This window comes from Pseudomonas sp. efr-133-TYG-23, assembly GCF_030209215.1.
GTDB lineage: Bacteria > Pseudomonadota > Gammaproteobacteria > Pseudomonadales > Pseudomonadaceae > Aquipseudomonas > Aquipseudomonas rhodesiae.
The window spans coordinates 40,275-65,382 of record NZ_JARVSL010000019.1 but is presented as its reverse complement, the minus strand read 5'-3'; the positions used below and the strand labels follow the sequence as shown (position 1 = coordinate 65,382).

22 protein-coding genes are annotated in these 25,108 nt (G+C 59.3%); 17 read left to right on the top strand and 5 right to left on the bottom strand.

The annotated features are described in order from the left end of the window. Positions 1 to 9 precede the first annotated feature (9 nt). Positions 10 to 450: a GlcG/HbpS family heme-binding protein gene (locus tag QRN41_RS13000; protein ID WP_034096652.1), complete on the top strand. Its 441-nt coding sequence runs from the start codon at positions 10 to 12 to the stop codon at positions 448 to 450. 65 nt (positions 451 to 515) lie between these two features. Here QRN41_RS13000 and QRN41_RS12995 read toward each other — a convergent pair whose 3' ends face one another. Next, positions 516 to 1,121, bottom strand: coding sequence for a TetR/AcrR family transcriptional regulator (locus QRN41_RS12995; protein ID WP_034096653.1), 606 nt, complete (start codon positions 1,119 to 1,121; stop codon positions 516 to 518). A 144-nt stretch (positions 1,122 to 1,265) separates the two neighbouring features. On the opposite strand from QRN41_RS12995, the gene QRN41_RS12990 reads away from it, so the two are divergent. The 7 genes from QRN41_RS12990 to QRN41_RS12960 all read left to right on the top strand — a co-directional run bounded on the left by QRN41_RS12990 (position 1,266) and on the right by QRN41_RS12960 (position 9,120). Further along, positions 1,266 to 2,282 carry a LacI family DNA-binding transcriptional regulator gene (locus tag QRN41_RS12990; protein WP_040266284.1) on the top strand — a complete coding sequence of 339 codons (1,017 nt, stop codon included), beginning with the start codon at positions 1,266 to 1,268 and terminating at the stop codon, positions 2,280 to 2,282. Positions 2,283 to 2,428: 146 nt separating this feature from the next. Continuing rightward, on the top strand, positions 2,429 to 3,253 hold the full coding sequence (locus QRN41_RS12985) for an inositol monophosphatase family protein (protein ID WP_052448302.1): 825 nt from the start codon (positions 2,429 to 2,431) through the stop codon (positions 3,251 to 3,253). A gap of 61 nt (positions 3,254 to 3,314) precedes the next feature. Then, positions 3,315 to 4,685 (top strand): MFS transporter, encoded by a 1,371-nt coding sequence (locus tag QRN41_RS12980; protein WP_040266288.1) that lies wholly within the window; start codon positions 3,315 to 3,317, stop codon positions 4,683 to 4,685. 104 nt (positions 4,686 to 4,789) lie between these two features. Then, positions 4,790 to 5,509: an oligogalacturonate-specific porin KdgM family protein gene (locus QRN41_RS12975; RefSeq protein WP_278408936.1), complete on the top strand. Its 720-nt coding sequence runs from the start codon at positions 4,790 to 4,792 to the stop codon at positions 5,507 to 5,509. 16 nt (positions 5,510 to 5,525) lie between these two features. Further along, positions 5,526 to 6,803, top strand: coding sequence for a histidine-type phosphatase (locus QRN41_RS12970; protein WP_167417572.1), 1,278 nt, complete (start codon positions 5,526 to 5,528; stop codon positions 6,801 to 6,803). A 69-nt stretch (positions 6,804 to 6,872) separates the two neighbouring features. Next, positions 6,873 to 8,159 (top strand): histidine-type phosphatase, encoded by a 1,287-nt coding sequence (locus QRN41_RS12965; protein ID WP_285421637.1) that lies wholly within the window; start codon positions 6,873 to 6,875, stop codon positions 8,157 to 8,159. 46 nt (positions 8,160 to 8,205) lie between these two features. Next, positions 8,206 to 9,120, top strand: a complete 915-nt coding sequence (locus QRN41_RS12960) for a DUF808 domain-containing protein (protein WP_285421636.1) — start codon at positions 8,206 to 8,208, stop codon at positions 9,118 to 9,120. 52 nt (positions 9,121 to 9,172) lie between these two features. Here the strand turns inward: QRN41_RS12960 and QRN41_RS12955 are convergent, their stop codons facing one another. Together QRN41_RS12955 and mlaY are read right to left on the bottom strand one after the other, a co-directional pair. After that, on the bottom strand, positions 9,173 to 9,961 hold the full coding sequence (locus QRN41_RS12955) for an MlaA family lipoprotein (RefSeq protein ID WP_034096655.1): 789 nt from the start codon (positions 9,959 to 9,961) through the stop codon (positions 9,173 to 9,175). After that, positions 9,954 to 11,252, bottom strand: a complete 1,299-nt coding sequence (gene mlaY, locus QRN41_RS12950; protein ID WP_034096656.1) for a lipid asymmetry maintenance lipase MlaY — start codon at positions 11,250 to 11,252, stop codon at positions 9,954 to 9,956. Before mlaY ends, QRN41_RS12955 begins: the two co-directional genes overlap by 8 nt. Before the next feature lie 236 nt (positions 11,253 to 11,488). Between mlaY and QRN41_RS12945 the strand changes: the two genes are divergently transcribed. Further along, complete coding sequence (locus QRN41_RS12945; RefSeq protein ID WP_034096657.1) at positions 11,489 to 11,857, top strand: hypothetical protein; 369 nt, start codon at positions 11,489 to 11,491, stop codon at positions 11,855 to 11,857. Positions 11,858 to 11,963: 106 nt separating this feature from the next. On the opposite strand, the gene QRN41_RS12940 is transcribed toward QRN41_RS12945, so the two are convergent. Then, positions 11,964 to 13,517 (bottom strand): glycoside hydrolase family 17 protein, encoded by a 1,554-nt coding sequence (locus tag QRN41_RS12940; RefSeq protein ID WP_285421635.1) that lies wholly within the window; start codon positions 13,515 to 13,517, stop codon positions 11,964 to 11,966. 331 nt (positions 13,518 to 13,848) lie between these two features. Here QRN41_RS12940 and QRN41_RS12935 point away from each other — a divergent pair, with 331 nt between their 5' ends. The 3 genes from QRN41_RS12935 to QRN41_RS12925 all read left to right on the top strand — a co-directional run bounded on the left by QRN41_RS12935 (position 13,849) and on the right by QRN41_RS12925 (position 16,929). After that, positions 13,849 to 14,700 (top strand): glycine betaine ABC transporter substrate-binding protein, encoded by an 852-nt coding sequence (locus QRN41_RS12935; RefSeq protein WP_034096659.1) that lies wholly within the window; start codon positions 13,849 to 13,851, stop codon positions 14,698 to 14,700. A gap of 262 nt (positions 14,701 to 14,962) precedes the next feature. Beyond that, a complete protein-coding gene (locus QRN41_RS12930; protein WP_034096660.1) occupies positions 14,963 to 15,274 on the top strand; it encodes a DUF485 domain-containing protein in 312 nt (103 codons plus the stop codon). After that, complete coding sequence (locus QRN41_RS12925; RefSeq protein ID WP_034137559.1) at positions 15,271 to 16,929, top strand: cation acetate symporter; 1,659 nt, start codon at positions 15,271 to 15,273, stop codon at positions 16,927 to 16,929. The genes QRN41_RS12930 and QRN41_RS12925 overlap by 4 nt, the downstream gene beginning before the upstream one ends. A gap of 179 nt (positions 16,930 to 17,108) precedes the next feature. Here the strand turns inward: QRN41_RS12925 and gltA are convergent, their stop codons facing one another. After that, positions 17,109 to 18,398, bottom strand: a complete 1,290-nt coding sequence (gene gltA, locus QRN41_RS12920) for a citrate synthase (RefSeq protein WP_034137560.1) — start codon at positions 18,396 to 18,398, stop codon at positions 17,109 to 17,111. 364 nt (positions 18,399 to 18,762) lie between these two features. Between gltA and sdhC the strand changes: the two genes are divergently transcribed. From sdhC to QRN41_RS12895, 5 genes are all read left to right on the top strand, one after another. Then, positions 18,763 to 19,140: a succinate dehydrogenase, cytochrome b556 subunit gene (gene sdhC, locus QRN41_RS12915; RefSeq protein ID WP_034096662.1), complete on the top strand. Its 378-nt coding sequence runs from the start codon at positions 18,763 to 18,765 to the stop codon at positions 19,138 to 19,140. Continuing rightward, positions 19,134 to 19,502, top strand: coding sequence for a succinate dehydrogenase, hydrophobic membrane anchor protein (sdhD, locus tag QRN41_RS12910; RefSeq protein ID WP_003172805.1), 369 nt, complete (start codon positions 19,134 to 19,136; stop codon positions 19,500 to 19,502). Before sdhC ends, sdhD begins: the two co-directional genes overlap by 7 nt. Positions 19,503 to 19,505: 3 nt before the next feature. Beyond that, the gene (sdhA, locus tag QRN41_RS12905) at positions 19,506 to 21,278 is read left to right on the top strand and encodes a succinate dehydrogenase flavoprotein subunit (protein ID WP_034096663.1); all 1,773 of its coding nucleotides are present in this window, start codon (positions 19,506 to 19,508) and stop codon (positions 21,276 to 21,278) included. Positions 21,279 to 21,289: 11 nt separating this feature from the next. Beyond that, a complete protein-coding gene (locus QRN41_RS12900) occupies positions 21,290 to 21,994 on the top strand; it encodes a succinate dehydrogenase iron-sulfur subunit (RefSeq protein ID WP_034096664.1) in 705 nt (234 codons plus the stop codon). A 261-nt stretch (positions 21,995 to 22,255) separates the two neighbouring features. Beyond that, on the top strand, positions 22,256 to 25,087 hold the full coding sequence (locus tag QRN41_RS12895) for a 2-oxoglutarate dehydrogenase E1 component (protein WP_034137562.1): 2,832 nt from the start codon (positions 22,256 to 22,258) through the stop codon (positions 25,085 to 25,087). Positions 25,088 to 25,108 lie beyond the last annotated feature (21 nt).

Sequence of the window (25,108 nt, the reverse complement as noted above, 5' to 3'; positions counted from 1 at the left end):
GACGGCACCATGAGCGCTTTAACCTTGAAAACCGCCACTCAACTCGCCAGTCAGGCCCTTACAGCGGGCCGTATGATTGGCGCCGCGCCCCTGACCATCGCAGTGCTCGACAGCGGCGGCCATTTGATCACCCTGCAACGCGAAGACGGCGCCAGCCTGCTGCGCCCGCAGATCGCCATCGGCAAGGCTTGGGGCGCGATTGCGCTGGGCAAGGGTTCGCGCCTGCTGGCGCTGGACGCGCAACAACGCCCAGCGTTTATCGCGGCGCTGAACAGCCTGGGGCAGGGCAGCGTGGTGCCGGCGCCGGGTGGCGTGTTGATTCGCGGTCAGGACGGTGGGGTGCTGGGAGCGATCGGGATCAGTGGGGATACGTCGGATATTGACGAGCAGTGTGCGATCACGGCGATCGAGGGGGTGGGGTTAATGGCGGATGCGGGGGTGTCGGCTTGAACAGTGTGTGACTTTCAGGGCCTCATCGGGGGCTTGCCCCCGATGGGCACCGGCTCTGCGGTGTATCAGTCCGGCTCACAGCCCTTGAGCACCAACCGGATAATGGTCTGCGCCGCCGCTTCATAATCGGCTTCATCCAGCTTGGCCTTGCCGGTCACCGCGGAAATCTGCCAGTCGAAATCGGCATAGGTCTGCGTTGCGGCCCAGATGCTGAACATCAGGTGGTTGGGGTCGATTGGCGCGATCAATCCGCGATCCACCCAGCTCTGGATGCAGTCGATATTGTGCTTGGCCTGGGCGTTGAGCTGCTCGACCTGTTCGGCGCTCAGGTGCGGGGCGCCGTGCATGATTTCACTGGCGAACACCTTGGAGGCGAAGGGCAGGTCGCGGGAGATGCGGATTTTCGAGCGGATGTAATTGCTCAGCACCACCGCCGGCTCACCCTCGGGGTTGAACGGCGTGGACGCAGCCAGGATCGGCTCGATAATGCTTTCGAGCACCTCGCGGTAGAGGTTGTCCTTGGATTTGAAGTAGTAGTAGACGTTGGGCTTGGGCAGCCCGGCCTTGGCGGCGATGTCGCTGGTTTTGGTCGCGGCGAAGCCCTTGTCGGCAAACTCCTCGCTGGCCGCCCGCAGGATTTTTTCTTTGTTGCGCTCGCGAATGGTGCTCATAAACCAGGGTTTTCCTTGCCAGTGCAGGCGGTCGGGCATGGTAGCACCGGGTATCCGCGAGCCTCAACAATACGCGGCTGGCCCGCTTTCCCTACGTGGCGTTTACCATTACCGTATCGGCTCTTTCGCAATGGGCACTGCTTGATGGACAGCTCTGAAAAAAACGTGATTACGTCACTGGATGTGGCCCGGCATGCTGGGGTTTCGCGTTCGGCGGTGTCGCGCACGTTTACTGCAGGCGCCAGTGTGGCTCCGGCCACGCGGGAAAAAGTGCTGGCCTCAGCCAAGGCCCTGGGCTATCAGGTCAATATGATCGCCCGCACCATGAACAAGGGCAGCAGCAACTTCGTCGGCGTGGTCACCGCCGGCTTTGATAGTGCGTTTCGCGCCAGTCTGCTGAGCCCTATCGCTCACAGCCTGAGCCGTCGTGGCCTGATGCCCTTATTGATGAACGCCGATGACCCGACCCAGCTCGAGCAATCATTGCATGCGTTGCTCAGCTATCAGATCGCGGGGGTGATCCTCACCTCAGCTTCTCCGCCCTTATCGGTGGTCCAGCATTATCTCGACCGAAAGATTCCGGTGGCCATGATCAACCGTGGCCATGAATTGGCCGGGGCCGAAGTCGTAGGCAGTGATAACCGCGCCGGTGGGTACATGGCCGCCGAAGCCCTGCTCAAGGGGGGTGCGCGGCGCCTGGCGTTTGTCGGCCAGGGCGAGCATAACTTCAGCAGTCGCGAGCGTTGGCTGGGGTTCTCCGAGCGACTGGCCGAGGCGGGGCTTGAGGCGCAGACGGTGTTCAATGAGACCCCGGGTTATCAGGGGGGTATGCAGGCGTTGCTGGCGCTATTCAGTCAGGGCGAAGAACCGGACGGGATTTTTTGTGCAACCGATATGCTGGCGCTCGGGGTGATGGATGGACTGCGCTATACGCTGCACCGCCAAGTACCGCAACAGGTTCAGGTGATTGGCTTCGACGATATCGCCCAGGCCGCGCAACTGGCCTATAACCTGACTACCGTGCGCCAAGACAGCGTGCAACTGGCACACCGTGCCGTCAGTGCCATTGTGGCACGTGGTGAAAACTTCATGCGCATCGCCGAATTCCAGCCGGTGCCCGTTACGTTGATTGAGCGTGGCACCACGAAAATTCAGAAATAAAATTTCAATATTGCTTGAAGTGAAAATTTATTTCGTGTTGTATGAGCAGGAACGGGTGAATGGGTGACCTCGGCGCAGGGCATGCTTTCACTTTTTTTTCCTGACCAATTGCACACGTGTGCAATGGTCTTTGAAGGGTGAGGTTTATGACTCAAGCAATGCTGTTACCAACCCTGGATAGTCTGGCAGAGCGTTATGCCCTGGCCTGTCAGGTTGCGATGGACGCCGCGCGCCGTGGCATGACGTATTACCAGCAGCGCGAGCAATTGAGTGTCGAGCACAAAGCATCAGTGCCTCAGGATGTGGTCAGCATCGCCGACCGCGAGTTGGAGTTGTTTATCAAGGCGCGCTTGGCCGAGCAGTTCCCCGACGACGGGTTTGTGGGTGAAGAGGGCGGTGCCGCTGGGTTGCAAGCGCGCTGCGTGTGGGTTGTGGACCCCATCGACGGCACCAGCTGCTTCGTTAATGGCCTGCATACCTGGTGTGTGTCCATCGGCCTGCTGGTGGACGGCCAACCATGGGCCGGAGCGGTGGCCGATGCCAATCACAACGAGTTGTTCCATGCGTGCCGCGGCCAGGGCGCCTATGTGAATGACACACCGATACGGGTCAGCCCTGCCGCAGATATCCGCTACGGCGTGACCGGTGTCGGTACTTCCCATCGGCGCGGTAAAGAGCATTTCATCCCGTTTCTAAGCGCGTTGTTGGAGGGTGGCGGCATGTTTATCCGCAACGGTTCTGGCGCGCTGATGATCGCCTATGTCGCGGCCGGACGGCTGGTGGGTTACTACGAAACCCACATCAACAGCTGGGACTGTGCGGCCGGGTTGGTGTTGATCAGTGAAGCCGGTGGCCGGTGCAGCGAATTCCTGCGCGGCGATGGCTTGCTCAGCGGCAATCCGTTGCTGGTGGCCAGCCCTCAGGTGTACCCGCAACTGGCTGGATTGATCGGTCCATCACTGGAGGCCTGAACCCGTTCCGCGATCTGCGTTGCAACATACAGCGAATAATAACAATAGGAGACTGTCCGCCATGAAATCCCTGCTGTCCTTGTTCCACGCCGCGCCCTCGCGGCCCTTGGTGGCCGACCCCGATGGACATCGTTTTCGTCGGGTGCGCTGGCTGACCTTTTTATCCATGTCGTTGAGCTATGCGCTGTTCTACGTATGTCGGCTGTCCTTCAATGTGGCCAAACCGGCGTTGGTGAGCCAGAACCTGCTCAGCCCCACCCAACTGGGCATGATCGGTTCCGCTTTGTTCTTCACGTATGCAGTGGGCAAGTTGGTCAATGGCTTCCTGGCCGACCATGCCAATGTGCGGCGCTTCATGATGCTCGGGCTGTTGATCAGTGCGCTGGTCAACGCATGCATGGGCCTGACCACTAACGCGATCATCCTCACCCTGGCCTGGGGCCTGAATGGCTGGGCTCAGTCCATGGGTGTGGGGCCGTGCGTGGTGTCCTTATCGCGCTGGTACGCCGACAAGGAACGTGGGACGTTCTATGGCTTCTGGTCGATTGCCCACAGTTTGGGCGAGGCGCTGACCTACATCGCCGTCGCGGCGGTGATCGTGACCTGGGGTTGGCAATATGGCTATTTTTTGGCGACCACCATGGGGGTACTGGGCATATTGCTGATCTACCTATTCATGTCTGATTCGCCACAGAGCGCAGGCTTTGCCGAAGTGGATGGCGGTCGCGAAGAAGGCTTGCTGCGCTCCGTCGGCAAGTGGGGCGCGCAACTGGCGCTGCTGAAGAATCCGGCGCTGTGGTTGCTGGCCCTGGCCTCCTGCTTGATGTACATCGGCCGCTATGCGGTGATTTCGTGGGGTGTGTTTTTCCTGGAAAACGCCAAGGGCTACAACACGTTGTCGGCCTCGGCGCTGATCTCCATCACCGGTGTGTTCGGTATTGTCGGCACAGGGCTCAGTGGGCTGGTTTCCGACCGCTTCTTCGGTGGCCGACGCCATGGCCTGGCGATTTTGTTTGGCTTGATGAACAGCTTGGCGTTGGGGATGTTCCTGTTCCTGCCCGGTGGGCACTACTGGTTGGATGCGGCAGCGATGATGCTGTTCGGCTTATCCATGGGCGCGCTGCTGTGTTTCCTCGGCGGTTTGATGGCCGTGGATATTGCCGCTAAAAGCGCGGCCGGTGCAGCACTGGGCATGATCGGGATTGCCAGCTACGCCGGGGCGGCGGCCGGTGAAATCCTCACCGGGGTATTGATCGAGCACGGCACCACTCTGGCCCAGGATGGCAGCAAGCTCTATGACTTCAATGCCTTGTCGCTGTTCTGGCTGGGCGCCTCGCTGATCTCGGTACTGATGACGGCCCTGTTTTCCGGCCAAGTTCATCACCGCAAGCGCAAACAACGACCTTTGGTCGAAACACCCATAACGAACTAACTACGTCTAGATTTCAAACTTTTCGAGTGATCGGAAGTTGTACCGCTGCGCGCGTAAAACAGCAAAGTTGTCGTCTCATCCACAATAAAAATAACAGGTGAACTATGAAAAAATTAAGCATTGCGCATCATAAAAAAGTAATAAGGCGATATTCGTTTCTCGGTCTGGTGATTGCGTCGACTACTACCCAGGCGCTGGAGTTGGAGTACCAGCATCAGTACTCGGAAGTCGAGCGTGAACATAAGGACAAGGTGATGCTGACCCAAGCCCTGGACAACGGCCTGGCGTTCTCCTTCGAAGCCGTGATGGCCACCGCGCCTGATAGCGACGGGCAGCCAGGCAAGGCGTTTTCCCGTCTCACCAAGGACGAACTCAAGGCCAAGGTCAAGTACAGCCATAAGTTGGGGGATAAGTGGAAGGTCAAGCCCAAGTTCACCTATGCCGTTGGCGAGGATAAGAAATCTTATAAACCGGCGTTCAAAGTGTCTTACGCCCTCACCGATAAATTCTCCATTACGCCGGGGTATTACCACAAACTCACGCGGTATGACGAAGAAGGCAAGGCTGACAAACATGATGACGCGCTGGAGTTGGGCGCTAAGTACAAGTTCGGGCTATTGTCGGTCGGTATCGGGCGCAAGCAAATTTACAGTAATCAAATTGTGTTCAACGGTACGCGCCGGAATTACAGCAATAAGCTGTTATTCGAATACAAACTGACCAAACATTTCACGCCCTACCTGGAAATGGCCGACGTGTATGTCGACAAGAACACTGACCAGCGTCAAGCCCGCTATCGCGTGGGCTGCTCCTATGAATTCTAATGAGAGGAACTCAACCATGACCCTATTCACTCGCACGAGTCTGGCCTTGGCTGCGCTGACGTTGTGTACCGGTCTCCAGGCGGCCGAAGCCAGCCGTTACGTGCTGGAAAAAGCTGTCCAGGTCAGTCGCCACGGTGTGCGCTCGCCCACTGATACCGACAAGTTGGTCAAGGCCACCGGTCGCGCCTGGGCCCCTTGGCTGGTGCGGGACGGCGAGCTGACCGGCCATGGTTACCTGGCCGCCAGTTACATGGGTGCCTGGCAGGCCGCGTATTATCGGGATGCTGGCCTGTTGGCCAATAGCTGCCCGCAACCCGGCAGTCTGGTGGTTGTGGCGAGTCCCAAGCAGCGTACCCGTGCCACCGCCGCTGCATTACTCGATGGTATGTTTCCAGGCTGTGGCGAAAAGGCTCTGGCACGCACCGAGCCGGATCCATTATTCCAGACCGATGAAATGCCTTTCGCCAAGCTCGACCCGGCCATTGCCAAAAAGCAGATCCTGCAAGCGCTGGGCGGCAACCTGCAAACTGCCCAGGAACGTCTGCGTCCGGACCTGGAGCGCCTGAGAGACGCCGTATGCGAAGCCAATAAGGCATGCCCGTTCTTCGACACCCCCTGGGTCTTGAAAGAAGGCGAGGGTGGGCGATTCAAGATCAAAGGCTTGGACAAAGCCTCGTCGATGGCCGAAACCATTCGCCTGCAATACAGCGAGGGCATGCCGCTGGCCGATGTCGGCTTTGGGCATGCCCGCGATGCTGCACAAGTGTCGTCGCTGGGGCGCCTGCACCGTGCCAAATATGACTTCATCAACGACACGCCTTACATTGCCAGCCGTGGCGGTTCACAGTTGATGAACCAGATTGTGCTGGCGCTGGAGCAAGGGACCCCCCTGGAGAAACGTGATCCGTTGGGCAACCCACCGCCGGCGCGGCTGTTGATGCTGGTGGCCCATGACACCAATATCTCGCACTTGCGCACGATGCTCGGGTTTACTTGGCAGTTGGGTGAGTACCAACCGGGCAATATCCCGCCCACCGGCACCCTGGCCTTCGAGCGCTACCGCGACATCCAGACCGGCGAGCGCTTTATCCGCACGCGGTTTATCACTCAAGGCATGGATCAGATACGCGCCTTGCAACGTTTGGACGTCACTCATCCACCGCTGCAAGCCGACTTCGATCAGCCGGGCTGCCAGCACACCCCAGTGGGCACGTTGTGCCCTATGGCGCAATTCGTCGAGCGCACCGGCCTAGCCATCGACCGCACGGCGTTAACGGCTTATCGCTACCCTTGACCCGGCGCGATCCTTCCCGCTCGCTCAGAGCGGGGATGGATCTGTGTGAACTCCCCACTGGAGGAAGTTATGTTCCCTTGCTTCGTACGATTGGCCCCTTTCTTTTTGGTTGGCTTGGTTTCGCTGCAGGCCCACGCCGCATCAGCCGACGGTTATGTGTTGGACAAGGTGGTGCAAGTCAGCCGCCACGGCGTGCGGCCACCCACGGATACCCCCAAACTGGCCAAGGTCACCGGTCGTGAATTGCCCAAATGGTCGGTGCCCGATGGGCAGTTGACCGGCCACGGATACGCGGCGGCCGTGGAGATGGGCCGTTACCGCGGTCAGGTTCTACGCACAGCCGGCCTGTTACCCAATGGCTGCCCGGCGCCTGGCGAAGTATTTGTACGCGCCAGCCCTTTGCAACGCACCCGAGCCACCGCGTCGGCCTTGCTCGATGGTCTGTTTCCAGGCTGCGGGTTGCAACCAAGCGTAGTGCAAGGCGACCAGGATGCGCTGTTCCAGGCCGATAAGATGCCCTTCGCCCGTCTGGATCCACAGCGCGCTGAGGACAGCGTACTCGCACGCATGGGGGGCAGCGTAGCCGGCGCCCAAGCCCGGTATCAAGACGCGCAGCAGCAGTTACGCAAGGTCATCTGCAATGGGATCAGCGCGTGCGCCTATACAGATAAGCCCTGGCAATTGGCCCAGGACGACGACGGGCGCCTGGCGGTCAAGGGCTTGAACACGCAGGCCAATCTGGGTGAGACGTTCCGTCTGGAGTACAGCGAAGGCTTGCCGCTGGACCAGGTTGCCTTTGGCCAGGGCCGCAGTGCGCAGCAGGTGTCCCAGCTGACCGCGTTGACCAAAGCCAAGTACGATTTCATCAACGACAGCCCGTATATTGCCAGCCGTGGTGGTTCTCAATTGATGAACCAGATTTCCCTGGCGCTCAAACAAGGCACACCGCTGACCACGAACGATCCCCTGGGCATGCCGCCTGATGCGCCGTTCACTCTACTGGTCGCCCATGACACCAACATTTCCTACCTGCGGACACTGCTCGGTTTTCGCTGGACCCTGGGTGATTATTTGGAGGGCAATATTCCACCCGTCGGTAGCCTGCAATTCGAGCGCTACAAGCAGGTCGCCACCGGTCGCTATTTCCTGCGGGTGGCGTTCGAGGCGCAATCCCTGGAGCAGATCCGTCAATTGACGCCACTGACCGTCGAACAGCCGCCTCTGCATGCCGATATGCGTGGCGCGGAGGGGTGCGTCGATACCTCCGTAGGGCGGCTTTGCCCCCTGGCCTTGGCGTTGCAACGACTGGATCAAAATATTGATCGCACCGCGCTGACCTCGTACCACTATCCATAAGATCGTTGGCCTTCTATCCTCGGGAGAATTTTCTGAGGAATGGACCATGGCAGGAAGCAGTTTGCTGGTGTTGATCGACGATATCGCCACGGTACTCGACGATGTCGCTCTGATGACAAAGATGGCCGCGAAGAAAACCGCCGGCGTGCTCGGCGACGATCTGGCGCTCAATGCCCAGCAGGTGTCCGGTGTGCGCGCCGAGCGGGAAATTCCGGTGGTGTGGGCGGTGGCCAAGGGCTCGTTTATCAACAAATTGATCCTGGTGCCCACCGCGCTGTTGATCAGCGCCTTCGTCCCCTGGGCGGTCACCCCTTTGTTGATGCTGGGCGGTGCTTTTCTGTGTTTCGAGGGCTTCGAGAAACTGGCCCATAAATTTCTGCACAGCAAGGCCGAAGACCAGGCCGAGCATGAACAGTTGACCAAGGCCGTAGCAGACCCGGCCACCGACCTGGTGGCCTTCGAAAAGGACAAGATCAAAGGCGCGGTGCGTACCGACTTCATTCTTTCGGCCGAGATCATCGCGATCACCCTAGGCACCGTGGCCGCTGCGCCATTGATGCAGCAGGTGGTCGTGCTGTCGGGCATTGCGATTGTCATGACCATCGGCGTCTATGGGCTGGTGGCGGGCATCGTCAAGCTGGACGACCTGGGCCTTTGGCTAAGCCAGAAACCCGGCCAGATGGCCCGCAGCGTCGGTGGCGCCATCCTGCGCGCGGCGCCGTACATGATGAAGAGCCTGTCGGTGATCGGCACGGCGGCGATGTTCATGGTGGGCGGCGGCATCCTGACCCATGGCGTGCCGGTGGTGCATCACTGGATCGAGACGGTCAGCCAGAGCACGGGCGCCGTGGCGTGGTTGATGCCGACGCTGCTGAACGCGGTGGCGGGAATTATTGCCGGGGCCGTAGTCTTGGTGCTGGTCAGCGGAATAAGCAAGGTTTGGAAAGCCCTCAAGGCTTGAATTGCAGGCACAAAAAAGGCCATTCATAAATGGCCTTTTTTGTGGGGGTTGCTTACTCGGCAATCTGCAACTTGCGCGATTCGGTGTAGATGTAGCGCACCTTTTCATACTCAAACGGCGAATTCATCTGACCGTAGCGGAAGCTGGTCTGGTAGCGCTTGTCCACCGCGCGCAGGGCCCAGATTTCCGGGTGGTTGGAGCTGACTTCGGAGACGTTGAGGAAGTTGATCTGCGACTCGGCGGTGTAATCCACCAGCAAACCAGCGGTGTCGCGCAGGTTCGACGGGCCGAAGATCGGCAGTACCACGTATGCACCGCCAGGCACGCCATAGAAACCCAGGGTCTGGCCGAAGTCTTCGCTCTGGCGCGGCAGGCCCATGGCGGTGGCCGGGTCCCACAGGCCAGCGATGCCGACGGTGGTGTTGAGCAGCAGACGCCCGGTGGTTTCCAAGGAACGGTGGCCCTTGAGTTGCAACAGACTGTTCAACAGGTTGGGCACATCGCCCAAGTTGTTGAAGAAGTTACTCACGCCGGTGCGCAGGAAACTGGGGGTCACGTAGGTGTAACCGTTGACCACGGGCAGGAACACCCATTGGTCGAAACGGTAGTTGAAGTGGTAGACGCGACGGTTCCAGGACTCCAGCGGGTCATACACATTGAGGGCGGTGAGCGAGGAGCGCTCGAACTCGCGCTGGTCCAGGCCGGGGTTGAATTTAAGCTTGGTCAGCGGTTGCTTGAAACCGTCATCACCCAGCTGCGTCGGCTCGTGAGCCTTGCTGTTATCGGCATTGGCCACGCCCGCGCACATCAGGGCAGCGAGCAGCAGAAGATATTTAGCCACGGAAGAACTCCAGCATGGCGTCGGCGTTGACGCGGTAATTGAGGTTGCCGCAGTGGCCGCCCAGGGGGTAGACGGTCAAGCGATCGCCGAAGGTTTTACGCAGGAAGCCCAGGTCGCCCGGGCCCAGGATCACGTCGTCGGCGTTGTGCATGACGGCGATTTTCGGGCTGGCGTGCAGGTAGTCCTTGAGCGCGTACAGGCTGACCTGGTCGACCAGTTGCAACAGGCTGCCGCCGTCGGAGCGGGCGCGCCACATTGGAATCACTTGTTCGGTGAGGTAGCAATCGAAGTCGCATTGCAGCGCGCGCTTGAGGAACGGCGTCAGGCTGGTGCCTTCGGTGATTGGGTATTTCGGCGGGATGATCAGGCCGCGACGGTTGATCAGGTCCGAAGTGAAGGCGATATCGGCCGCCGAGAAGCGGAACGAGGTGCCGATCAGCATGGCCATCTGTTCGTTGGTCAGGTGCTGCTTGGACTGCTGGAAGTCGTAGAGCAGGGCGTCATTGAGGTCGATGTAGCCCTTTTGCTGGAAGTAGCGGGTCAACTTGTTCAACACCAGTTCATAGAAGGTGGTGGTGTTGTTGATGCCCTTGACCTCGGTCTGGACCAATTTGTCGAGGTTGGTGATCGAGGTGTAGAGGTTCACCGGCGGGTTGAGCAGCAGCACTTTCTTGAAATTGAAGCTGCGACGGGTCTCGTCCAGTTTGCTCACGAACGCCGCATCCAGAGCGCCGAGGCTGTAGCCGGTGAGGTAGAAGTCGGTGACCGGCAACGAGGCGTTCTGGGCGCGTACGGCTTGCATTACGCGGTACATGTCCTCGGCGTCTTCCTGGCTGATGCCGGGGGTGGCGAAGCGCGATGCCGAGGCGATGAAGTCGAAGCTGGTGGGCGACGACAGTTGCACCACATGGTAGCCGGCCTGGTAGTACAGCTTTTTCAGGTACTCGTTGAGGCTGCTGTCATAGCGCGCGCCGGTGCCGGCGATCAGGAAGATCAACGGCGCGGCGCGGTCTTGCTTGGCGATACGGTACGTGAGTTTCTTCACCGCCCAGAAATTGTCCGGCAGGCTGAACTCGCGCTCCGGGCGCATATTCAGGGTGTAGTCGGACTGGTTGATTTCGTCGTCGGTCGGCAGCTTAGGCCGAAGGTCTGGCGGGGTCGTGGCGATGGTCGCTTCGAACGGGTTGGTCAAAGGGTAGCCATAGCTGGCTTGGTCGATATCGACGGCCAGTGCTGACGCACTCAAAAAAAGGCTGCCCAGTAAGGCAGCACAGCGCAAGGAACGGAGCATGACTTAATCCCTAAGAGGAAACGTGCTGAATGAAGTTCGCAGGCTATGACCACCGCCGTACCACCGAAGTGCCAGCACTCGGTGCGAAAAGTCGGAAAAAACCGTCGGAGTCGGGGTAATAGTAGCCAGACGATACACTTTGCCAGCCCCTGCTGAACACTAATTGTGTGTATGCACCTTGCTAACGGCCGTTGGCGCATTAAGCTGAGCGCCGTTTTTGCCTTTCGGAGTGCTCCATGTCCCGTCGTTTGCCATTGATTCTGCTGCTTATTGCCTTGCCACTTTGGCTGGCTGCCAGCTATGCCGCGCGTTATGGCTTTATGGAGGACGGCCGGTGGGTCGGCATTTGCGTCGACGAGGCCAGTCGCTGGGAATGCCAGCTGCGCTCGAACCTGGGCTTGATGATCCATTTCAAGGTGCTGGGCTGGGCGGCGCTGGTGACCTCGGTGCTCGCATTTTTCGTAGCGGGCCGCACTGGGTGGGGCCTGGCGGTAGCGGGGCTGGTGTTCGGGCTGCCGGCGCTGGCGTTGTACAACACAACCTTTGCGGTGTTTGCGGTGGTGATTGCGGGGTTGCGGTTGGTCAGGCAGCCTCGGGGCGTTTGACCTGGTCAATCGGGGGCAAGCCCCCCTCCCACATTCGCCGCTATTCACTATTGGAAATGTGTATACCCAATCAAGTGTGGGAGGGGGCTTGCCCCCGATCGCAGTCTTAAGCCCTGCGCACCCGCAAGCAGCGCCACAACGCGACCACCATCAATCCGCTGACCACCGCCCAACCCCACGCCTGCTGGTTCAGCAAGCCTTCACGGAATAGCTGCGGCGCAATGCCGGCGCCGATAATGAAGGTCAGCAGCGCAATCTCCCGCCGTGGGCCGGTTACCGGGCGTGCCAGGTACACCAGCGCCGGCAATACCAGTGCGGCGCTGGGGAAACTGCGATAGCGCGGATCGAACACCAGCGCCAGCATCATCACCGCGCCCGCGAAGCCGGCGAATGCCACCAGCCAGCCCGCGCGTTGTTCCAGCCAATTGAACATGCGCCCACGCCACCCTTCGCGAGCGCTCAGGGCCAGCGCGGCATGGGCCAACACCAGCAGGTTCAGCGCCAGCAGCAGGCCAGCCCACACCCACTCATCGTTGAAGCGCGCAGTCAGGCGGGTCAGCTCGGCCCAGGTGCCGATCGAGCATGCCGCGATAGCGCCCAGTAAAGGCAGGGCCAGCGCGGCACGGGGGCTGCGAACGCGACCGCCAAGCACCAACGTGCTCAGCAGGATCACGCCTCCGACGCCCAGCCACAACGGCCAGTACGGCACATTGCTCACTGGGCCGGCGAGGATGCCTTTGTCCTGGCGATCGGCATCAAACAGGCCCCAGTAACCACCCACGGCGCCTTCGCTGGCGCGCTTCCACGGCTGGTCAAAGGCTTCAATCAGGTTGTAGTGCCAGCCGTTGGCCTCGGCCATGGCGACGAAGCCGCGCATGAACTTGGCTTCGTTGACCCGGCTCGGCACCGCCGTCTCGCGCTGGCGGCCTTCGCTGGGCCAGCCGGTTTCGCCGATCAGCACGTCTTTGGGCGCGAACTTGTTGCCGAAGGTCTGTCGTACATCGCCCACATGTTTGAGCGCCTGGTCGATACCGGACGGATCGTCTTCCCAGTAGGGCAGCAGGTGAATGGTCAGAAAATCCACCGCTGGGGCGATTTCCGGGTGTTGCAGCCAGAATTCCCAGACGTCGGCGTAGGTGACCGGTTGCTGGATCTGGCTTTTGACTTTCTGGATCAGCTTCACCAGTTGCCCGGCGGTGACTTCCTTGCGCAGCAGCGCCTCGTTGCCGACGATCACAGCGCTGACCACATCCGGGTTGGCGTTGGCCGCGGCGATCAACAGGTCGACTTCCTTTTCGGTGGCTACCGGGTCGGCGCTGACCCACGCGCCGATCATCAGCTTCAAACCGTGCTTGCGCGCCAGGGCCGGCAAGCCTTCCAGGCCAGTCATGGAGTAGGTGCGAATGCATTCGAAGCGGGTAGCCAGCAAGGCCAGGTCGGCGTCCATGCGCGCCGGGCGCAGTGTGAACGGCTGGTCAAAGGGGGACTGGTCTTTGTCGAACGGTGTGTAGGACGCACATTGCAGCTTGTGGCTGGCGCTGGCGACGTCCGGCAGCACCACCGGTCGGCCGAGGCCGTACCAGTAGCCGACAAGGGCCAGCAGGCCAAGGATCAGGGCGAATACATAGGGCAGGGCAGGGAAGCGGGCAGTCGCGGTCATGGTCGGCTTATCTGGAAAGCAAAGGCGCGCATCTTACCTGCAATTGTGCGTCTCAAGGAGGACCGCACGATTTTGACATGCAAAGTTCGGGCGGGTTTTTGAACGCTTGTTCAGCAAAGCGCCCTACTGGCTATGTGATGTCGTTTCCTGCTTGTAAGAGGTCGCTGACAGAGCAGGTCGAAGGCCGGCGCAGGCCGATGATCCAAGGGTCAGCACTCCACTGATGTCGCAGCCGCTGGATCGATGCGCGTGAAAGGGGCGCGGTGCACTACACAACAACAGGTTGACGTCGCTCGGCATCCGCCGAGCGCAGCACTTTCGGGGAAGTACGATGAAGATGCGACGACTCTTGGGCGCAGCTGCCACTTTGGTAGTTGCGATGAGCTCTACACTGGCCAGCGCCGACAGCAAAACCCTGAGCATCGGTTACGTGGACGGTTGGTCCGACAGCGTAGCCACCACCCATGTGGCGGCCGAGGTGATCAAGGAAAAGCTCGGGTATGACGTGAAACTGCAGGCGGTTGCCACCGGGATCATGTGGCAGGGCGTAGCCACCGGCAAGCTCGATGCCATGCTCTCGGCGTGGTTGCCCGTGACTCACGGTGAATACTGGGCCAAGAACAAAGACAAGGTTGTCGACTACGGTCCTAACTTCAAGGATGCCAAGATTGGCTTGATCGTGCCGGAGTACGTCAAGGCCAAGTCCATCGAAGACCTCAAGACCGACACCACCTTCAAGAACAAAATCGTCGGTATTGACGCCGGTTCGGGCGTGATGCTCAAGACCGACGAAGCCATCAAGCAGTACGGCCTCGATTACAAGCTGCAAGCCAGCTCGGGTGCGGCGATGATTGCCGAACTGACCCGTGCCGAAGACAAACAGGAATCCATCGCCGTCACCGGTTGGGTGCCGCACTGGATGTTCGCCAAGTGGAAACTGCGCTTCCTCGAAGATCCAAAAGGCGTTTATGGCGCTGCTGAGACCGTCAACAGCATCGGTAGCAAAGGCCTGGAAGCCAAGGCGCCGGAAGTTGCAGCCTTCCTGAAAAAATTCCAGTGGGCCTCCAAGGACGAAATCGGCGAAGTCATGCTTGCTATCCAAGAGGGCGCCAAGCCTGACGCCGCAGCCAAGGATTGGGTTGCCAAACACCCTGAGCGCGTAGCCGAGTGGACCGGTAAATAACCCCCGAGATCCTGTTACAACCCCTGCGGGAGGGGGCTTGCCCGCGATAGCGGAGTGTCAGTTGTCAATGATCTGACTGACTCATAGCCATCGGGAGCAAGCCCCCTCCCACATTAATTTCTGTTTCCTGCAAATCTTCATTCGCATCGTCAATCCCTCGCTACACTCGATCTACTACTAAGGTCGTCTGGAACCTGTGCCACAGCCGCATACAGTGGCTACGTTCCAATAATAAAAAAGCTGTGCTGCGAGGATAAAAACAATGAACGACAGCATTTACCTATCGATTCAAAACAGCCCGCGCTTCAAGGAGCTGGTGAGAAAAAGGGAGCGGTTTGCCTGGATTCTCTCGGCCATCATGCTAGGGCTCTACTCCGGTTTCATCCTTTTGATCGCCTACGGGCCCCAAGTGCTGGGGGCCAAGCTCAGCCCTGGTTCGTCGATTACCTGGGGCATCCCCCTGGGCGTCGGGTTGATCGTCTCCGCGTTCGTCTTGACCGGCATTTATGTGCGTCGGGCCAATGGCGAATTTGACGATTTGAACAATGCGATTCTCAAGGAGGCTGCGCAATGATCCGTCGTCTACTGGCAGTATTCGGCGCTTCGCTTTTTGCTCCCGCCCTGTGGGCGGCCGACGCATTGACCGGTGAAGTGCACAAGCAACCGCTGAACGTCTCGGCCATCGTGATGTTTGTCGTCTTCGTCGGTGCAACCCTTTGCATCACTTACTGGGCCTCCAAGCGCAACAAATCGGCGGCCGACTACTACGCGGCGGGCGGCAAGATCACCGGTTTCCAGAACGGTCTGGCAATTGCTGGCGACTATATGTCGGCGGCCTCGTTCCTGGGGATTTCCGCGCTGGTGTTTACGTCCGGCTACGACGGGCTGATCTACTCGATCGGCTTTCTGGTGGGCTGGCCGATCATTCTGTTTCTGATCGCCGAGCGCCTGCGTAACCTGGGCAAATATACCTTTGCCGACGTGGCGTCCTACCGTCTGGGCCAGACCCAGATCCGCAGCCTGTCGGCCTGCGGTTCGCTGGTGGTGGTGGCGTTCTACCTGATTGCGCAGATGGTGGGGGCGGGCAAGCTGATCCAGTTGCTGTTCGGCCTGGACTACCATGTGGCGGTGATTCTGGTGGGCATCCTGATGTGCCTGTACGTGCTGTTCGGCGGCATGCTGGCGACCACATGGGTGCAGATCATCAAGGCGGTGCTGTTGCTGTCGGGTGCGTCGTTCATGGCGCTGATGGTGATGAAGCACGTCAACTTCGATTTCAACACGCTGTTCTCCGAGGCGATCAAGGTTCACCCTAAAGGTGAGGCGATCATGAGCCCAGGCGGCCTGGTGAAAGACCCTATCTCTGCATTCTCCCTGGGCTTGGCGCTGATGTTCGGCACCGCCGGTTTGCCGCACATCCTGATGCGTTTCTTCACGGTGAGCGATGCCAAGGAAGCGCGTAAGAGCGTGCTGTATGCCACGGGCTTTATTGGTTACTTCTACATTCTGACCTTTATTATCGGTTTCGGCGCGATCCTGCTGGTCAGCACCAATCCGGCGTTCAAGGATGCGGCAGGCGCCTTGCTGGGCGGTAACAACATGGCGGCGGTACACCTGGCCAATGCGGTGGGTGGCAGCATCTTCCTGGGCTTTATCTCGGCCGTGGCGTTTGCCACCATCCTGGCCGTGGTGGCCGGTTTGACCCTGGCGGGTGCATCGGCGGTGTCTCACGACCTGTATGCCAGCGTGATCAAGAAAGGCAAGGCCAACGAAAAGGATGAGATTCGCGTGTCGAAGATCACCACCGTGGCCCTGGGTGTGTTGGCGATCGGCCTGGGTATCCTGTTCGAAAGCCAGAACATCGCGTTCATGGTCGGTCTGGCATTCTCCATCGCCGCCAGCTGCAACTTCCCGGTGCTGCTGCTTTCCATGTACTGGAAAAACCTCACCACCCGTGGCGCCATGATCGGCGGTTGGCTGGGTCTGGTCAGTGCCGTGGGCCTGATGATCCTGGGGCCGACCATCTGGGTCTCGATCCTGCACCATGAAAAAGCCATCTTCCCGTACGAGTACCCAGCACTGTTCTCGATGATCATCGCTTTCATCGGCATCTGGTTCTTCTCCATCACCGACAAGTCGGCGGCGGCAGAGAAAGAGCGAGCGCTGTACTTCCCGCAGTTTGTGCGTTCGCAGACTGGTCTGGGGGCGAGTGGGGCAGTGAATCATTGATGTAGCCGCAAGTGGCAAGCCTCAAGCTGTAAGTTAGAAGCGGTGGTGTGTAGAGAGATACCCCTGTGGAGATACAGGGGTATTTTTTTGCTTGCGGCTTATAGCTGGAAGCTTGCAGCTCACTAAATTCCAGCCAAAAAAAACGGCCTCATCAGGAGGCCGTTTTTTCTGGCTGGGATTTAGTGCCGATCTTCCAGCTTGGTGATATCACGCGACTCGTAGCCGGTGTACAACTGGCGCGGGCGGCCAATCTTGTACGGGCTGGAAAGCATTTCTTTCCAGTGGGAGATCCAGCCCACGGTCCGCGCCAGGGCGAAGATCACGGTAAACATGCTGGTTGGAATGCCGATCGCCTTGAGGATGATCCCCGAGTAGAAGTCGACGTTCGGGTAGAGGGAGCGTTCGATGAAGTACGGGTCGGTCAGGGCGATCTCTTCCAGGCGCATGGCCAGTTCGAGTTGCGGATCGTTCTTGATGCCCAGTTCCTTCAATACTTCGTCGCAGGTCTGCTTCATAACGGTGGCGCGTGGGTCGCGGTTCTTGTAAACGCGGTGACCGAAGCCCATCAGCTTGAATGGATCGTTCTTGTCCTTGGCCTTGGCGATGAAGGTGTCGATGTTCGAGACATCGCCGATTTCATCGAGCATGGTCAACACGGCTTCGTTCGCACCGCCGTGGGCAGGGCCCCACAGTGCGGCGATGCCGGCGGCGATACAGGCGAACGGGTTGGCACCCGAGGAGCCCGCCAGGCGCACGGTGGAGGTGGAGGCGTTCTGCTCGTGGTCGGCGTGGAGGATGAAGATCCGGTCCATGGCCTTGGCGAGCACCGGGCTGATCGGTTTGATCTCGCACGGGGTGTTGAACATCATGTGCAGGAAGTTTTCCGCGTACGTCAGGTCGTTGCGCGGGTACATCATGGGTTGACCCATGGAGTACTTGTAAACCATTGCGGCCAGGGTCGGCATCTTGGCAACCAGGCGGATCGCGGAGATTTCGCGATGCTGCGGGTTATTGATGTCGAGGGAGTCGTGATAGAAGGCCGACAGGGCGCCGACCACGCCGCACATGACAGCCATCGGGTGGGCGTCGCGACGGAAGCCGTTGAAGAAGGTCTTCAACTGCTCGTGAACCATGGTGTGGTTCTTGACTGTGCTGACAAACTGGGCTTTCTGCTCGGCTGTTGGCAATTCGCCATTGAGCAGCAGGTAGCAGGTTTCCAGGTAGTCCGACTTTTCTGCCAATTGCTCGATCGGGTAGCCCCGGTGCAGCAAGATGCCATTGTCGCCGTCGATATAGGTGATCTTCGACTCGCAAGAGGCGGTCGACATGAAGCCTGGGTCGAAAGTGAAACGGCCCGTGGCCGTCAGGCCCCGTACGTCGATAACATCGGGACCAACGGTGCCGGTTAAAATGGGCAGCTCGACGGGGGCTGCGCCCTCGATGATCAACTGCGCTTTTTTGTCAGCCATGTGGCCTCCTATTTATGCTTCAAATCATCAGACAGACCCCCCACGCAGGGCCCGCACCACTATAGTGAGATAAATTCAGATGTCAATTTGCCTAAAGTCTTGCTCCAGAAGGCTTTAACCGGACTTTTTCGTCGAAATTGCCTGCCATTTACGCCTTTTATCCCGCCAGCGCAATCCGCTATTAGGGTGAGGAGCGCGCGTTGTCATTAGTAACCTAACTGTCTATACTCGGCCACCGACCGCCAAGGGCTTTTGGGCTTGCTTTCATTGGGGGTCGCACTCCCTGGGTGGTGCTTACCTGACCAGTGCACTCCCCTACAACTTTGCCCTGATTGTTAGGGGCTCTTCAGTGTGAAAAAAAGCCGTGAAGAATAGCCAACGACCTGTAAACCTAGACCTAAGGACCATCAAACTCCCCATCACCGGCGTTACGTCGTTCCTGCACCGTGTTTCCGGCATCATCCTGTTCCTGGGCTTGGGCATCATGCTTTATGCATTGAGCAAATCCCTGGGTTCCGAGGAAGGTTACGCCGAGGTGAAGGCATGCTTGACCAGCCCGCTGGCCAAGTTCGTAGCATGGGGCCTCCTGTCCGCTCTGCTGTATCACCTGGTAGCCGGTGTGCGCCACTTGATCATGGACATGGGCATCGGTGAGACGCTGGAAGGCGGCCGCCTGGGCTCGAAAATCATCATCGCCATTTCCGTGGTGCTGATCGTTCTCGCAGGAGTTTGGATATGGTAACCAGCGTTACGAACCTATCGCGTTCGGGCCTCTATGATTGGATGGCGCAGCGTGTGTCTGCGGTTGTTCTCGCGGCTTATTTCATTTTCCTGATCGGATACCTCGTCGCAAATCCGGGCATCGGCTATGAGCAATGGCATGGCCTGTTTTCCCACAATGCGATGCGAATCTTCAGTCTGCTGGCCCTTGTAGCCCTGGGCGCTCACGCCTGGGTCGGCATGTGGACCATCGCGACCGACTACCTCACGCCGATGGCGCTGGGCAAGTCCGCGACTGCAGTACGTTTCCTCTTCCAGGCAGTATGCGGCGTCGCGATGTTCGCTTACTTCGTCTGGGGTGTGCAGATTCTTTGGGGTATCTGAGTCATGGCTAACATTCCAACTATTTCCTTCGACGCCATCATTATTGGTGGCGGCGGTGCCGGCATGCGCGCTGCGCTGCAGCTGGCCCAGGGCGGTCACAAGACTGCCGTGATCACCAAGGTATTCCCGACACGTTCCCACACCGTGTCCGCCCAGGGTGGCATCACCTGCGCCATCGCTTCGGCCGACCCGAACGATGACTGGCGCTGGCACATGTACGATACCGTCAAGGGTTCCGACTACATCGGTGACCAGGACGCTATCGAATACATGTGTCAGGAAGGCCCGGCAGCGGTGTTCGAACTGGACCACATGGGTCTGCCGTTCTCCCGTACCGAGCAAGGCCGTATCTACCAGCGTCCGTTCGGCGGCCAGTCGAAGGATTACGGTAAAGGCGGGCAGGCCGCCCGTACTTGCGCCGCTTCCGACCGTACCGGCCACGCGCTGCTGCACACGCTTTATCAGGGCAACCTGAAAGCCGGTACCACGTTCCTGAACGAGTACTACGCTGTCGACCTGGTCAAGAACGCCCAAGGCGAGTTCGTCGGTGTGATCGCTATCTGCATCGAAACCGGTGAAACCACCTACATCCGCGCCAAGGCTACCGTGCTGGCAACCGGCGGTGCAGGCCGTATCTACGCCTCGACCACCAACGCCCTGATCAACACCGGCGACGGCGTGGGCATGGCCCTGCGTGCCGGCGTGCCGGTGCAAGATATTGAAATGTGGCAGTTCCACCCGACCGGTATTGCCGGCGCCGGCGTTCTGGTGACCGAAGGTTGCCGTGGTGAAGGTGGTTACCTGATCAACAAGCACGGCGAGCGTTTCATGGAGCGCTATGCTCCGAACGCTAAAGACCTTGCCGGTCGTGACGTTGTTGCCCGTTCGATGGTTAAAGAGATCATCGCTGGCAACGGTTGCGGTCCGAATGGCGACCACGTAATGCTCAAGCTCGATCACCTGGGCGAAGAAGTGTTGCACAGCCGTCTGCCAGGCATCTGCGAACTGTCCAAGACCTTTGCGCACGTTGACCCGGTTGTTGCTCCGGTCCCGGTTGTTCCGACTTGCCACTATATGATGGGCGGCGTGCCGACCAACATTCATGGTCAAGCGATCACTCAGGACGCCGATGGCGTCGACGCGATCATCCCTGGTCTGTTTGCAGTGGGTGAAGTGGCGTGCGTATCGGTTCACGGTGCCAACCGCCTGGGCGGTAACTCGTTGCTCGACCTGGTGGTATTCGGTCGCGCCGCTGGCCTGCACTTGGAAAAGGCCCTGAGCGACGGCATCGAATACGATGACGCCACCGACGCCAACATCGAGGCCGCCCTGGCGCGCCTGTCCGCTCTGAACGAGCGTACCGATGGCGAAGACGTGGCAACCCTGCGTCGCGAGCTGCAAAGCTGCATGCAGAACTACTTCGGTGTATTCCGTACTGGCGAATATATGCAGAAGGGTATTGCCCAGCTGGCCGACCTGCGCAAGCGCATCGCCAACGTCAAGATCAACGATAAGAGCCAGGCGTTCAACACCGCTCGTATCGAAGCCCTTGAGCTGCAAAACCTGCTGGAAGTGGCCGAAGCGACCGCGATTGCCGCCGAGGTTCGTAAAGAATCCCGTGGTGCTCACGCTCGTGAAGACTATGAAGACCGCGACGACGAGAACTGGCTGTGCCACACCCTGTACTTCCCGGGTGAAAAGCGCGTTGCCAAGCGTGCCGTGAACTTCTCGCCGAAAACGGTTCCGACGTTTGAACCGAAGATTCGGACTTACTAAGGGTGGCTGCCATGTTGAAAGTCAGTGTTTATCGCTACAACCCTGATCAGGACGCTGCGCCGTTCATGCAGGAATTCCAGGTCGATACCGGTGGTAAAGACCTGATGGTGCTGGACGTGCTGGCCCTGATCAAAGAGCAGGACGAAGGTTTCTCCTATCGTCGCTCTTGCCGTGAAGGTGTCTGCGGCTCCGACGGCATGAACATCAACGGCAAAAACGGCTTGGCGTGCATCACGCCGCTGTCCGCCGTGGTGAAAGGCAACAAGCTGATCGTTCGTCCACTGCCAGGTTTGCCGGTTATCCGTGACCTGGTCGTCGATATGAGCATCTTCTACAAGCAATACGAGAAAGTTAAGCCGTTCCTGCAGAACGACACGCCGGCCCCGGCCATCGAGCGTCTGCAGTCCCCGGAAGAGCGCGACAAGCTCGACGGTCTGTACGAGTGCATCCTGTGCGCCTGCTGCTCGACCTCCTGCCCGTCCTTCTGGTGGAACCCGGACAAGTTCCTGGGTCCAGCTGCCCTGCTGCAAGCGTACCGCTTCCTGGCAGACAGCCGTGACACCAAGACGTCCGAGCGTCTGGCTTCGCTGGATGACCCGTTCAGCGTATTCCGCTGCCGCGGGATCATGAACTGCGTCAACGTATGTCCCAAAGGCCTGAACCCGACTAAGGCCATTGGTCACATCCGTAACATGCTGCTGCAAAGCGGCGTGTAACTGACGTTGTAACAAAGCAGGACCGTTGTGCCCGTAAATGCTGCGGCGCAGGCTTCAACCGGCGCCGTAGTTTTAACTTGAGCAGCGACTTACAAAGCCGCGGCTCTTATTTTGAAGAAATGAGACAAGCAGGGGCATTCGGGTTGGTACCCGAACTATCAGCGTGATCCTAAGTGGCTTGTTTTGGTCGCTGCACTTGGCCTTTTGCAAGCAAACTCGGTGTTTTCGCCGGTGGTGTCCCCAAATCGAGGGTGACCAAGCATGCAAGAAAGCGTGATGCAGCGCATGTGGAACAGCGGCTATCTTTCAGGTGGTAACGCTGCCTATGTGGAAGAGCTTTATGAGCTCTACCTGCACGACCCTAACGCTGTGCCAGAAGAATGGCGCACCAAATTTCAGACGTTGTCTTCAGACGGCAACGCTGCCACCGATGTATCGCATGCAACAATTCGCGATCAGTTTGTGCTGCTGGCAAAGAACCAGCGCCGCGCCCAACCGGTTTCCGCCGGCAGCGTGAGCAGTGAGCATGAGAAGAAGCAAGTTGAAGTACTGCGACTGATCCAGGCCTACCGGATGCGTGGCCACCAGGCTGCCCAGCTTGACCCGCTGGGGCTCTGGCAGCGTCCTGCACCGGCTGACCTGTCGATCAATCATTACGGCTTGACCAATGCCGATCTTGATACGACCTTCCGTGCCGGCGACCTGTTCATCGGCAAAGAGGAAGCGAGCCTACGCGAAATTCACGAGGCGTTGCAGCAGACATATTGCCGCACCATCGGCGCCGAGTTCACGCACATCACCGATTCCGAGCAGCGCCAGTGGTTCCAGCATCGCCTGGAAGGTGTGCGCGGCCGTCCGGCGCTGTCCGCCGACGTTCGCAGCCACCTGCTTGAGCGCGTGACCGCGGCCGAAGGCCTGGAAAAATACCTGGGCACCAAATACCCGGGCACCAAGCGTTTCGGTCTGGAAGGCGGTGAAAGCCTGATCCCGATGCTCGACGAGCTGATCCAGCGTTCCGGTTCCTACGGCACCAAGGAAGTCGTGATCGGCATGGCCCACCGTGGTCGCTTGAACGTGTTGGTCAACACTTTCGGCAAGAACCCGCGTGAGCTGTTCGACGAGTTCGAAGGCAAGAAGAAGGTCGAGCTGGGTTCCGGTGACGTTAAATACCACCAGGGCTTCTCGTCCAACGTGATGACCACCGGCGGTGAAGTTCACCTGGCCATGGCATTCAACCCATCCCACCTGGAAATCGTTTCGCCAGTGGTCGAGGGGTCGGTGCGTGCTCGCCAGGACCGTCGTAACGACACCACCGGTGAAAAGGTTCTGCCGATTTCCATCCACGGTGACGCGGCATTCGCCGGTCAGGGCGTGGTTCTGGAAACCTTCCAGATGTCGCAGACTCGCGGCTTCAAGACTGGCGGTACCGTTCACATCGTCATCAACAACCAAGTGGGCTTCACCATCAGCAACCCGTTGGACTCGCGTTCCACCGAGTACGCCACCGACGTTGCCAAGATGATCCAGGCGCCGATCCTCCATGTGAATGGTGATGATCCGGAAGCCGTATTGTTCGTGACCCAACTGGCCGTCGACTACCGCATGCAGTTCAAGCGTGACGTGGTGATCGACCTGGTTTGCTATCGTCGTCGCGGTCACAACGAAGCGGACGAGCCAAGCGGCACCCAACCGTTGATGTACCAGCAGATCACCAAGCAGCGCACCACCCGTGAGCTGTACGCTGAAAGCCTGACCAAGGCCGGCGTGGTGGACGAAGCGCGTGTTCAGGCGAAAGTCGACGAATACCGCAACGCTCTGGACAACGGTCTGCATGTAGTGAAAAGCCTGGTCAAAGAGCCGAACAAAGAGCTGTTCGTAGACTGGCGTCCGTACCTGGGCCACACCTGGACCGCGCGTCACGATACCTCGTTCGACCTCAAGACCCTGCAGGAACTGTCCGCCAAGCTGCTGGAAATTCCGGAAGGCTTCGTGGTTCAGCGTCAGGTCTCGAAGATCTACGAAGACCGTCAGAAGATGCAAGCCGGCGGCCTGCCGATCAACTGGGGTTACGCCGAAACCATGGCGTACGCGACCCTGGCGTTCGAAGGTCACCCGATCCGCATGACCGGCCAGGACATCGGCCGCGGTACGTTCTCGCACCGTCACGCGGTACTGCACAACCAAAAAGACGCCAGCACCTACGTGCCGTTGCAGAACCTGTACGAAGGCCAGCCACGTTTCGACCTGTACGATTCGTTCCTGTCCGAAGAGGCTGTACTGGCCTTTGAATACGGTTACTCGACCACCACGCCGAATGCGCTGGTGATCTGGGAAGCCCAGTTCGGCGACTTCGCCAACGGCGCCCAGGTGGTGATCGACCAGTTCATCACCAGCGGCGAGCATAAGTGGGGCCGTCTGTGCGGTCTGACCATGCTGCTGCCGCACGGTTATGAAGGTCAGGGTCCGGAGCACTCCTCGGCCCGTCTGGAGCGTTACCTGCAGCTGTGCGCCGAGCACAACATCCAGGTCTGCGTACCGACCACCCCGGCTCAGATCTACCACTTGCTGCGTCGCCAGGTGATTCGTCCTCTGCGCAAGCCGCTGGTTGTGCTGACTCCGAAGTCGCTGCTGCGTCACAAATTGGCCGTCTCGACCCTGGAAGATCTGGCGGACGGTTCGTTCCAGACCGTGATTCCAGAAATCGACACGCTGGACGCGGCCAAGGTCACTCGCCTGATCCTGTGCAGCGGCAAGGTCTACTATGACCTGCTGGAAAAACGCCGTGCCGAAGGCCGCGAAGATATCGCCATCGTGCGTATCGAGCAGCTTTACCCGTTCCCGGAAGACGACCTGATGGAGGTCATCGCGCCTTACACCAACCTCACGAATGTGGTCTGGTGCCAGGAAGAACCGATGAACCAGGGCGCGTGGTACAGCAGCCAGCATCACCTGCGTCGCAGCATTGGCAACCATAACAAGGCCCTGGGCCTGGAATACGCCGGCCGTGATGCTTCCGCCGCACCTGCGTGTGGTTATGCGTCGATGCACGCCGAACAGCAGGAAAAACTGCTGCAAGATGCTTTCACTGTTTAACGCCTTCGCGCTGACTGAAAC